The 11,838-nt window shown below is 55.8% G+C and carries 7 protein-coding genes and 1 pseudogene; 2 read left to right on the forward strand and 6 right to left on the reverse strand.

Features of this window, described 5'->3' with window-relative positions; genetic code table 11:
* Position 1 precedes the first annotated feature (1 nt).
* From B2R17_RS16810 to B2R17_RS16825, 4 genes are all read right to left on the reverse strand, one after another.
* Positions 2-2,713 (reverse strand): PSD1 and planctomycete cytochrome C domain-containing protein, encoded by a 2,712-nt coding sequence (locus B2R17_RS16810; RefSeq protein ID WP_339888433.1) that lies wholly within the window; start codon positions 2,711-2,713, stop codon positions 2-4.
* A gap of 119 nt (positions 2,714-2,832) precedes the next feature.
* Positions 2,833-4,617 (reverse strand): hypothetical protein, encoded by a 1,785-nt coding sequence (locus B2R17_RS16815; RefSeq protein WP_286764897.1) that lies wholly within the window; start codon positions 4,615-4,617, stop codon positions 2,833-2,835.
* A gap of 62 nt (positions 4,618-4,679) precedes the next feature.
* Positions 4,680-5,540, reverse strand: coding sequence for a 3-deoxy-8-phosphooctulonate synthase (kdsA, locus tag B2R17_RS16820; RefSeq protein ID WP_008659232.1), 861 nt, complete (start codon positions 5,538-5,540; stop codon positions 4,680-4,682).
* A gap of 181 nt (positions 5,541-5,721) precedes the next feature.
* The gene (locus tag B2R17_RS16825; RefSeq protein WP_286764914.1) at positions 5,722-6,705 is read right to left on the reverse strand and encodes a diacylglycerol/lipid kinase family protein; all 984 of its coding nucleotides are present in this window, start codon (positions 6,703-6,705) and stop codon (positions 5,722-5,724) included.
* Positions 6,706-7,120: 415 nt separating this feature from the next.
* Between B2R17_RS16825 and B2R17_RS16830 the strand changes: the two genes are divergently transcribed.
* The gene (locus B2R17_RS16830; RefSeq protein WP_007324518.1) at positions 7,121-7,540 is read left to right on the forward strand and encodes a hypothetical protein; all 420 of its coding nucleotides are present in this window, start codon (positions 7,121-7,123) and stop codon (positions 7,538-7,540) included.
* Between the two features lie 33 nt (positions 7,541-7,573).
* Here B2R17_RS16830 and B2R17_RS16835 read toward each other — a convergent pair whose 3' ends face one another.
* Both B2R17_RS16835 and B2R17_RS16840 read right to left on the reverse strand, forming a co-directional pair.
* Complete coding sequence (locus B2R17_RS16835; RefSeq protein WP_286764898.1) at positions 7,574-8,929, reverse strand: DUF1552 domain-containing protein; 1,356 nt, start codon at positions 8,927-8,929, stop codon at positions 7,574-7,576.
* A complete protein-coding gene (locus tag B2R17_RS16840) occupies positions 8,926-11,031 on the reverse strand; it encodes a DUF1592 domain-containing protein (protein ID WP_286764899.1) in 2,106 nt (701 codons plus the stop codon). Before B2R17_RS16840 ends, B2R17_RS16835 begins: the two co-directional genes overlap by 4 nt.
* A 189-nt stretch (positions 11,032-11,220) precedes the next feature.
* Between B2R17_RS16840 and B2R17_RS16845 the strand changes: the two are divergent.
* Positions 11,221-11,838, forward strand: a pseudogene (locus B2R17_RS16845) (hypothetical protein); the annotation flags it as partial.

Raw genomic sequence — 11,838 nt, forward strand, 5'->3', positions numbered from 1 at the left:
TTCAATCCACGAATGCGAATTCGTTGGTGAGGAATAAAACCTGGGCGAGCTGTGCCAGGCGATCCAGCTGAGGTGTTTCGGTCTTTTGGAATGGGCCACTGAAATCGTCCACCGAGTTGGCTTCGACCACCGACCCATCATCTGCCGTCGCCGAAATCTTTGATCGCCAGAAGAAACTATCGTGGCTCAACGTCGGACCGCTGTGAGCGATGAACTCGACGAATTCACCTTTATGAATCTTGCGTTTCTTGGCTGGCAGAGGTCGATTGCTGCTGAATTGCTTCTCGTCAAATACGACCTCACCGGCGATCCGAATCACCGCCTGAATCCCATCACCTTGCTTCGCCCGGTGGCCGACCATTCCGATAACTTTGACGACGCCATCCACGGGACTCTTCCATCGGCGTACCACCGCCGCGTTGTCGCCATGCCCTGGATGCCCGCCTTCGTTGGTCAGCCGAGCGTAGGTGAACGCCCCCGGACTTGGATACTTGGTCTCGATTTGCCAACCATTCTTGTCAAAGACTGGGAATGGAGTGAACTCGCTGAGCTGTTTGTTTTCCCACTTGGCCGTGCCATACGACCAAAGCTCCCGAGGATCAGCGTTGACCAACGGAGGCAAGACATCGGACTGAACGAATGTGACCGCTGCGTCCAATTCCGATCCGGATGGCTCGCGTTGAAGCAACCGCCGAAACAGCATTGTCACTTGTTGGCCGACATCGGTGGTGCGATCCTGCTTCACCTGGTTTGCTGCCGCCAATGCAGCCGAAGACAACTGCGAATGGTTCATCAAGAACAATGCCTGCTGCGGCACCGTCGTTTGATAACGCTCAGGCGAGTGCATATCGGGACTGGCGAAATCAAACGTGCGAAACAATCCCGGCAAGTTTTGACGGTTGATCATCGCATACAAGGTTCGCCGCGGCGTGATGGTCGGTGACGTGATCTCAACCGACTCCCCGCCGTACTGGCAATCGATCTGGCCGGCACCAACCAAGATGCTATCACGAAGCGATTCAAAATCTCGTCGTCGTCGTTCCGCTCTGGCCAGAGCCGTGTTGTTTGGATCGAGGGAAAGAGAATCCGCATCCGCGTTCGATGACTGCTGGTAAATACGAGTCATCAAAATACGACGCATCAATCGCTGGGTGCTCCAGTGCGTTTGAAAGTCCGCCGCCAAATCATCAAGCGTTTCTGGAATCGCCGGAGCAGCGGTTCGAAAGCCAAAGTCGCTGGGCGAATCCACCAGCGGGCGTCCGGTCAAATGCCCCCACACACGATTGACGTACACGCGGGCAGTCAAAGGGTTGTCATCCGCGACGATTTTTTCTGCGAGGTCCAAACGGCCACTGCCATTTTCAAACGGAATTTCCTCTGATCGACGAAACGCAGTCAGATACTGCCGTGGCGCGTCGTCTCCGCGATTGCCCCGCTGGCCTCGAATGTAAACCTGCTGCCGTCGAAGCTTGTCGCGATCGACCAACATCAACGGGCTGGCCGCGGCGTCCAAGTCTTCCGGCGGAACGCTGTTGTTCAGCACGTTGTAGAGCGAGTAGTAATCCACCGTTGGGATCGGATCGAACTTGTGGTCGTGGCAACGAGCACATGAAACGGTCAGTCCCAACAACCCTCGCGTGATGACATCAATGCGATCATCCAGCGTGTCATCGTTGGACAAAAATTTTCGGCCGATCGTGATGAATCCCATCGCGTCGGCATTGCCATTCTCGTTCTCAGGATCCGTTCGATCGCCCGCCAACTGATGACGCACCATTTCGTCAAAAGGCATGTCCTCGGCAAACGCTTTCAATACCCAGTCACGGTAACGATGCGATCCTTTGATCGTGCGTTCTTTGCCGGCAGTCGTGTATCCAATCGTGTCGGCATAGCGAGCGACGTCCAACCAGTGCCGCCCCATCCGTTCACTCATGCGAGGATCCGCCATCATCCGATTCACGCGTCTTTGAAACGCATCCGGACGACGATCTTCGCGGAAAGACTTCAGTTCATCATAAGTAGGCGGAAGTCCGGACAAATCGAAGTGCAAGCGGCGAAGCAACGTGTCGCGGTCCACGATCTCACCGACAGGAATTCCCAACTCGCTGGCATACTTTGCCGACAAGTCATCCATCAAATCACGTGATGAAGGATGAACCTCAACATTGTTGTCCCGCAGTTCCGTTCCGCTGACACGGTTTGGCGGGACAAAGGCCCAGTGCGACTTCACATCGCGACTGAGCGGCGAGACGGACTCTGCCGGCGGATGCTCATCGGTTCGCGGATCAGGTGCTCCCGAATCGATCCAATGTTTGAGAATCTCGATTTCGTCGTCGCTGAGTTTTTCATCCGGTGGCATTTCCAACCCGGGTTCGCTGTAGCTAATCGCCCGAACCAGGACGCTGGCATCAGCATCACCCGGGACGATCGATGCGCCGCGTGATCCACCGGCGTGCATCGCGGGAGCGGAATCGAGCCGATAGTCTCCCATCGATTCGCCGGACTCGACCGAATGACACTCGTAGCACCGCTCGATCAAAAGCGGCCGGACTTTGGCTTCGAAGAAATCCGTGTCATCGGCGCAGACCCAAACCGGAAGGATCAGCAACGCGACCAATCCGGCACTCAAACGTCTGATCCATTTCGAATCGAGGTCGCTCTGTTGGCGCGCATAAAAAGACCGATGGTCTCGATAGGATCGGCGGACGAACATCGTCGTTTCGCTTACTGGCGGGAGGGGAGGATGGCGGGGGGCGGCTTGAGGTGGGGAGACGGACGTTCAATCCGTCTCAAAACCGACAGGTGCCATTGTATCACCGCTGATCTAGTGAGTCACTCTCGAAATGACTTGTCGATCAATCTAGCCCGCAAACGGTTGCCATGACCGCTGTAGGTTCGCTCCGATTTCAGCAATTCTTCCACCTCGTCCCACTCCTCGGCATGCTCTTTGGCTCGAGCCAGGTTGTAGCGAGCGGAATCTTCCCACATCGACATTTGGTCTTCATCCAAAACTCGTTTTTCGAACCAATTCGCTGCGGTGTCGAATCGCCCATCGTCGTACTGAACCAGTGCCAACCAGTGCGTCGCGGTGCGTTTGCCCAAACGCATGAACATTTGAATCTGTTGCAGTTGCTGGTCGTACTGAGAGCTATCGATTCCCAATCCGCGTCGCAGACCATATCGCTTTTGCAAATCAACATTGATCCGCAAATCCGAAATCTCGAATTCGGGAGCGCGTTGTTCCAAATAGCGGGTTCGAGCGCCCTTCACGCCTTCGATGTCATCATCGGCAAACTGCCCGGTCAGGTGCTGCCAGCGACCGCTGGAAAGGTTCCGGGCCATCTCATCTTGCCCCTCCAACACCGCCCAGCGAGACGTGTAGTAGAACGAGAACAAAGGATCTCGGGCGACCATCCGTCGGGCTTCGGCTTGATAGATTTCTGCCAACAACGGCATTGTCCACATTCGCACGCCGGCAACACCTGGAATCGCATCCAGCTTTTCGGCGACTGCATCAACATCCACATACAACGTCATCCGACGATCGCCCGTCAGCCCGTCTTCCAGCTTTTTCATCCGTGGCGAGATGGCCTGCATTCGGCTGTTCAGCAACGCAACGCTCTGCTGAATATCGGTTCGCGAATACGGGTAATCGAAGTAGCCGGCAACATCCAAACGACGCATCACAGTCGGCTCTTTGCGAGCCTGTTCCAACGTCGCAATGCCGACTTGATCAGGACCGGGAATCGGCAATCCCAATTCGGTTTCGAACAAGTAAATTTGATCACCCGCCAAAACGCCGACCGCCCAAGGCGTCAACGCTCCGTCCTCGTCCGATTGCCGAGCCAACACCGCGGAGATCACTCCCGCTTGCTCGCACAGTGCCGTGAAGACGTTGGCTCGTTGAATGGAATCCCCGCGGCCGCGCCAAATCGTTTGATACAACGTTTGTCGATAACCGGGCCCTTCCAACTTCATCCCATACGGAAACTGGGGCTGCGGGACTTGCGGAGGCACATTCGCTGAACTGTCCAGTGGCTCCACCGCAACGTTGCGAACTGTCCAATCAAACAAACGGCACGCCGTTCGAAGTTGACTGGCGGCATCTTCGCCGATCTCACCGGACAAGTCCTTCAACCAATCGACCAACAGCGGATCTTCTCGAATGGGATCGTCGATCCACTGAACCGCCTGCCGAAACAAATAGGCGTCTCGCAGCACACTGACGTCGGACGGCTGAAACTCGCCCCGCAAAACTTCCGTTCGCAGATTTTCTTCTGGCAGAACGTCGGTCAGCGTGGATGCCAGTTCCGGCATTTCGACCGAGCCACCGTCTCCGGATTGATTCTGTGACCACTGGTTTAGGTGATAAGAAATTTGGCGGCTGGCCTTCTCTTCGTTCAGCCCCGCAAATTGACTCAGCAGCGAAACGGTTTCACCGAGGTGGTCCTGTTGAGACTGTTTTTGCAATGCGACTTGTCGTTGCGTTTGAATTCGGCGAACGGTTTCCGAATCATCGGTGCACCCGGTCAACACGACCGCGGCGGACGCCATGCATGCCAATACCGATGCGGGCGAAAGAGCGAACGTCAGGGCTTGTTTGGCGGAGTGGAGCACGGCGGGAACAAACAGAGCAGCGAAGAAAAGAAAGCGTTTCGAAAACGTGCATCGCGGGCCGATCAACCATCCAGGCCGTCAACCGCTTCTCGCAATCGCAGCAAACGGTCCAAGGTTCCCGCGAATCGGTCCAACGGGATCATGTTCGGCCCGTCGCTGGGCGACGTTTGCGGATCGGGGTGCGTCTCGAAAAAGAGAGCATCACAACCGATGGCTACGGCGGCGCGAGCCAATGGTTCGACCATTTCTCGATTTCCGCCGGTTGCACCGCCCAATCCGCCCGGTTGTTGGACACTGTGAGTGGCATCAAAAACGACGGGAACGCCCAAAGATCGCATGATCGGAATCGCTTGCATGTCGTTGACCAAGCGGCCGTAGCCGAAAAACGTACCTCGTTCGCACGCCATCACGCCGCCGTCGCCGGAACCTCGCAGTTTATCAACGACGTACCGCATGTCCCCCGGAGACATGAATTGCCCCTTTTTCACGTTCACGGGTCGTCCCGTGCTCGCGGCGGCAACCAACAAATCCGTCTGGCGAGCTAGGAAGGCAGGAATTTGCAGCAAATCGCAAACTTCCGCGACCGCTGCCGCCTGCTCGGGCAAGTGAATATCGGTCGTCACGGGCAATCCGGTGTTGGCCCGAACGGCCTCAAGCAGCCCCAATCCTTGCTCGATCCCCGGCCCGCGTTTGGCCGCCAAACTGGTCCGGTTGGCTTTGTCGAACGAAGCCTTGAAGATCACTTGCACGTCAGAACGCTGATTGATCCGGGCCAATTCCTCGCCAATTTGCAGAGCCAACTCACGCGATTGCAACACGCACGGCCCAGCGATCACCAACAACGGTTCCCCCGGCCCACACACGTAATCGCGAATTCGAACGGGTTGAATCTCTGGGGTTTCGGTCATCGTTTCGCAGGCCATGCGGGTCGGGTGGATCAGAAACAATCCAATGATCGCGAGCCGACCGACAAATCAATCTGCCAAGTCGACCCAGCAATCAGATTGCTTCGTTTTATCTTGGCGGTTGCCGGTTTCGTTGCCAATCCGACTGACAATGTCAGCGCCCGTGTTCGCATGGCAAAAACCATGATCGAAATCCTGCTTACTCGGCGGGCCGAAGCAACGTGACGTGGTCAGGTAGGACTTCAATCTGAACTGGCAATCGTCCGGCGTAATCCCCGTCAATTTGATAAGGCACCCGCGACAGGCTGGTCCACGTGATCTTGGTCGATTGAAAGCGAAAAACGTCGGCTCTTTTCAAGTGACGCCCACCGGGCAATGACATCAGGTACCGCAATCCCGCAATCACAGATCCATAAGTCAGGTTGATCAGATCCAGTTTGCCATCCTTGCCATTCGCTTCGGGCTCGATCGGCAACGAAGCTGCGTAGCAAGGCAGATTGAAAGCCATCATCCAGCAACCACTGGTGCGAATCGATTGAGTGGTCGAGGACGCCTCGGCACTCGGTGCGTTTCCACCGGCTCCCGCGACAACCGCCGTCTCGGGCGACACCGCGACGGCGTTTTCCATTTCGGCATCGATCACGGGAAACGCATATCGGCGGATCGCTCGCCAGAGTGGTCGTGCGTAGCTGAATCGATTGATGTGACCGCGACGAGTCAAATGCATCGCTCGGACGACCTCGGCATCGAAGCCCGCTGTCACCATCACCAAAAACAATCGTCCGTTCGCTCGACCCGCATCAATTTTCATCGCATCGCCGCGACGGATGGTCGCCAGCACATCCTCCGCCTGGGGTGAATACTTGTAGTATCGGGCCAGCAGATTTTCCGTCCCCATCGGCATCGGAATCAGTGCACTGCCCGGCGGCAATTGACCAGCCAACAACGCCAGCGTCCCGTCACCACCGGCCCCGACGACGGCGACATCATCGGGCAAACGATCCGCATCGCCCACTCGTTCGGCGAGCTCCGCCAAATTGTCGATCCGGCGACAGGTCAAACCACCGGCGCGACACAGTTCGATCAATCGCAAGATTTCTCCGCGTCCGGCACCCGTCCCCGCCTTGGGGCTGGTGAAGATCCAGACTTCACGAATGGTCCGTTTCGATTCCACGGCGGGCACGGTCAATCAGTTCTCAGTGGTTGGGTGATGGGGCGGATTTTGGTCGAAGGCGAAGTGTCAATCAAATCGCGTCTGGGTGATAGACGAAAATGAGGCTCCCGGTCGCGTCGAACCGCCAAAGTGCGACGTTGTGTCGTGGCGAGCTCGTTTCACCAGAGCCTTTCGCGTAGTTGGCAACGCGGCTCAAACACGGATTTTCGGACTTTTGCACCCGAAAAGACGGCCCCATGCAGGCGTCTGAGCCGTGAAACGAGGAAATTCAGCCCATCTGTTTGCTCGCTCAGTTTTCGCAACCTAGGCTTCGACGGAACCATTCAACGTCCGTTGCTGGCTCCAAATTCGCTTAGACTTCACTCTCCTGAGTAATCCCGTGCAACTGCTGCGACGTTTTTGGGCCCCTGCGATCATCCTTCTCATGGTGGCGATTCACGCTGCCGTGATTGGCTACGTTCGCAGTCGCGTGGCTCGGCTGAGCAACATGCAGAGTTCCGCGATTGAAATTGGGCTGATGAGGTTTCAAAACCCAAACGTGCCCGATTGCACCTACCAATTCCAACTGCATGCAATCGTCGATCCCTCACGCCGTTTTCGCGGTGAAGAACGTTTGAAGCTGAACCAGCTTCCGATCACCGAAGCTGCGGAACAAATGCTGCGACAAGTCGATGCCTCCTGGCTAAATGACCCATCGCAAAAGGAAATTCGCGAACGACTGATGGATGTCGTGTTGCAACACCTCGACGAACCGTTGGTGCAACGAGTCGTGATCACCGACTGGCTTTGCCTTCCCAGCCAATCCGTCCCGATGACCAGCAACATCATCACCGCGTCTCTGTAACCAACGCATCTCTGTAACCAACGCCGCGGCTTTCTAAGAACGCTCGGCCATCAAGCCGGCTACCGTTCCGGTGCTGTCGGCAAAACGCGGCATCTGGATCCCCAGCAAACGAGCTTGCGTCAACCATAAATTCGCGAGCGGTGTTCCCTCGGGCATGTTGATGTGACGTCCGGACGCGACACGTTTGCCGCCTCCCGAGACAATGATTGGCAAGTCGTTGTATTGGTGCGTCGATCCATCGCCCAACCCTGATCCATAGGTGAAAAGGGTGTTGTCGAGGAGGGTGGAACCATCGGCCTGCTCGATCGAGTCCATCTTTTCCATCAGATAGACATACTGCTCCATGTGAAAACGATCGACCTTCAATAGGTCATCGATCATCTTGGTTTGGTTGTGTGACATCTGGTGGTGACTGCGAGGTTTGTCGAACAAGCTTTCAAACTTGAACGGAGTGTCCCATCGTTCAGGCCCAACCATGAACGTCGCAACGTTGGTCAGCCCCGTCTGCAACGCAACCACCATCAGATCGCCCATCAAGCGGATGTATTCTCCGCGAGGCAAATAAGCTTCCGGCGGTTCGTCCAGCTGCACACGAGAAAGCTGGGACTTCATCTGTTCCAATCGATCCATTTGCGTTTCGATCGTACGAATCGAATCAAAGTACTCGGCAAACTTGTGCCGGTCCTCGTACCCCAAATGCATCTTCAAATCGTGAGCGTCCTCAAGGACCAAATCCGTGATATCCCGATAGCGATCGATTTCCTGAGTCGAAAACAATCGATGGTACATCTTGCGAGGGTCGCGAATCGAGGGTGCCAAATGTCCCGTCCCGTACCATGAGATGTTGTCAAAGTAGATTGACTCTTTGTTGTCGCGGTGGCTGTTGCAACTGAACTCGAGGGTCGCGAACGGAGTTTCAGTGCCGATCACATCGGCCACCAAATGGTCCAATGTTCGATCGAGCGGCCATGCCGTTCCCTGAACCGTGTACGGCACCGCACTACTCAGGTAACACGATGCGCATTGCGCGTGCACGTCGGTTCCCTGTTGGAATGTGCGATCCATTCCGGTGATGAGATTGACTTTGTGCTTGAGCGGCTCCAACGGTTCCAAGGTGGGTGTCAATTGATCGAGCGGTTCGTCGCTGGCAAACGGGCTTTGCTTGCCCAACGACTTCATCACGTTGCCAAGATTGCCTTTGGGAATCACGTCGTTTGCTTCACCAGGAAAGAAGCCGCGACGGACAACTCCAATAGGCACATAGAAATGAGCCATTCGCATCGGCACGCTGTCCGCATGTGCCGCCATGGCGATGCTGGGCATCCAAGGCAGGGCCAAAGAAGCTCCGCCCAAACCGCGAAGAAAGCGACGTCGATTGGTTCGAATCATGGCCGTGGATTGCTCGCAATTTGCGGGAATGATTTGGTTTGAAACGGTTCGCTTAAAACGACTTGGCGAAGCAGCGTATGTATTTTGTATTCGTCCGAGGCAACCTTTGCCGTGATTTCACCCAACGCGACGCGATCGGCGGCACTCAGCGGACGAGCCAGCGCGAAACTCAGCAGATGCCCCGCCAAGGCCTCGGTGAATCGATCCTTTTCCGACAGTAACGCATCCTTGAATTCGATCACATTCTCAAAGCGATGCTTGCGAAACAGCGTCCCAGCCATGTCTACGTCGCGACCGTTTTCGTACTGATCTCGCCACACACCCACGGGATTGAAATTCTCGAGCGCAAATCCCAACGGGTCGATCTGTTCGTGGCAACCTTTGCAATCCGACCGTTTCCTGTGCATGGAAAGTCTCTCGCGAAGCGTTAGATGCTCTTCGCCTTCCGCAGGTTTCTCCCCCAGTGCGGGAACGTCCGCGGGAGGAGGCTCGGGCGGGTTGTTGAACACAACCCCAGCCAACCAAGCGCCTCGGGTGATCGGTTGCGTTCTTTCCGGTCCCGACGTCATCGTCATCACAGCCGCGTTCGTGATCACGCCGCCACTGCGTCGGTCTTCGATTGGCAACCGACGAAACCGAATGACTTGCACGCCTCGGCCGTTTCGATTGTCTTGGATTGCCAGTTCGCCGTAAGCATCCTCCAGCAAATCGGATCGATAGGTGAAATCGGAATCAATCAACTGGGTGATCGGCTGGTTTTCGATCAACACAGTCTCAAACAACAGCAGAGGCTCCAGCATCATGTGCATGCTGTCGCGGTATTTCAAAAAGTAAAAGTTCGGAAACTCTTCGGGACTGGGTACCGACGAAATGATCCGTTCCAATTGCAACCACTGCGAAGGAAAGCTGTCGCAAAATCGTTTGAGCTTCCGATCGCGAATCATGCGTTCGAATTGCTCGCTTAAAACATCCTTTTCACGCAGACGCCCTTCCGCTGCCAGCTCCAACAGCGTTGGATCCGGAATGCTGCCCCACAAAAAGAAAGACAATCGAGAAGCCAGTTCGTAGTCGTCCACCGGTGTGACCGATGGTGACTCGCTCGATAAGTCGTACAGGTACAAAAACCGGGGCGACGAAATCGTTGCCGCCGCGACAGCCTTCATGGCAACCGGAAAGGCGACTCCATCTTCAAGGTTCCGCAGAACGTATTGGCTGTAACGATCCAATTGAGATTGATCGACCGAGCGACGAAACGCGCGTATCAAGAATGACTTCAAACGTTCACGCACAATCAACTCGAGGTCAGAATCGGGTGCTGGAGAGGCGAAGAACGAATCCCAAATCCCAACGTTGGCTGGCACAAAGTCAGGACTCTCAGTGATTGACTGCCCAAGCTTTAAAAACGATTCCATCAACAAAGGCGACAGTGACAGGTGATCGGCTTGATTGTCGTATCCGTGTTCAGCACGCAGATCCTGAGGGAATGCGGCGACGCCGGCCAAGCGAGGTTCGATCATCTGTGACTTGCCCAGTGGCCGACTCCCTACGAACACTTCATCGGGCATCTTTCCCGACGCCGGTTGGAAGTAGCCGCGATGTTCGCGCAGCATACGTTCGGGCAACGTGAACACGGTGCAGTTCAGATCGAACAAATCCACCACCGCATTGTTGTATTGAAACCGATTCATCCGCCGAATCGGTGTGCGAGGGTATTGCTTTGAATGGGCAACCGCACCTCGAAGCGTCGCCTTCAATTCGGCCAGCAACTTCCGACGTGTCCCGGGCGGCAACTGCGTCTCGTCCTCCGGCGGCATCTCTTCCAGATCCAAAACATCGATCAAGCTCTGCAGTTGATCCAAATCGTCGGCGACGTTTCGGTCGTTGATTTCCGACAACGCAATGTCGCCCTCAGGATCCTCACCAGCTGAGTGACACTTCACGCAGTGGCTTTGCAGAACCGTTTCCAGCGTTCCGGCCGCTTTCGCCGAAGCATCGGGCTCGGAGCGATCTGATTCGAAGGCGGACGCCGTCTGCGTGGTCAACAGGACCGTCAACACGCAGAACATCGCGAATTCAGTGCATCTCAGCGGAGGATTCCGCATGGGACAGAGTCTTCCACAAGGCAGGAATGAAGGTGGGGGAGGGACTCACAGTGTAGCAAACCGCTTCGCTGATGTTTTCCAGAGTTTTCGTGAGGGCATTTCGGCATCCGCGACGCAGGAACCCCCGACAACCCAACACGGCAATCCAATCCGCCGGCCAACACCCGCCCGCACAAAGCGAGAAGACCGATGAAACCCGCGATCGTCCTGTCGATTCCGTTCCTGCTCGCTTTTGCGGCAACCACACTGAACGCATCACCAATCCCCAGCAATATGCGAGAAACCCGAGCCATCGACAGCGATTTGGCTCGAATTGAAAAGGAATGCCAAACGCTGCAAAACCGGCTGACTCAGCTTCGCCAACAAGTCAAAACGGCTCGCGACGGAGTGAATCATGCCATCGACGCGACCAAAGCCATCAAGGCAACTGACGAACGCTTGAAGACATTGATCGACAACCTGGCTCCCTACACCTCTGTTCCCAAGGTCCGCACAATCGCTCGGACGCTTCGGAAGAATCTGCAACGCATCCAGGACCAAATCCACACGTTGCGAAAGAAGACAGACAAAGCCGAAAAAGACGTCCTGCGTCCGGCGAAAGACCGCCTGAAGGAACTGGAGCAATCAATTCTCGGCGGCGAAATCAAACTGGCGAGCTACAAGAAAACCATTTCGGCTTGGCGACGCGATTTGCAAACCAACGCGGCTCGCGCCAACATGATTCCTGGTGGAGCAACTGCTTTCGACGCAACATCGCGACTTGCCCGCCCCACTGTTCAGTCGATTGCCAACGTTCTGACTGAGACT

The organism is Rhodopirellula sp. UBA1907 (assembly GCF_002337565.1).
GTDB classification, from domain to species: domain Bacteria; phylum Planctomycetota; class Planctomycetia; order Pirellulales; family Pirellulaceae; genus Rhodopirellula; species Rhodopirellula europaea.

Bases quoted from the DNA above. Each gene is read 5' to 3' on its own strand.
- B2R17_RS16810 (WP_339888433.1), bottom strand. From the start codon at position 2,713: ATGTTCGTCCGCCGATCCTATCGAGACCATCGGTCTTTTTATGCGCGC.
- kdsA (WP_008659232.1), bottom strand. From the start codon at position 5,540: ATGGCCTGCGAAACGATGACCGAAACCCCAGAGATTCAACCCGTTCGA.
- B2R17_RS16830 (WP_007324518.1), top strand. From the start codon at position 7,121: ATGGTGGCGATTCACGCTGCCGTGATTGGCTACGTTCGCAGTCGCGTG.
- B2R17_RS16835 (WP_286764898.1), bottom strand. From the start codon at position 8,929: ATGATTCGAACCAATCGACGTCGCTTTCTTCGCGGTTTGGGCGGAGCT.
- B2R17_RS16840 (WP_286764899.1), bottom strand. From the start codon at position 11,031: ATGCGGAATCCTCCGCTGAGATGCACTGAATTCGCGATGTTCTGCGTG.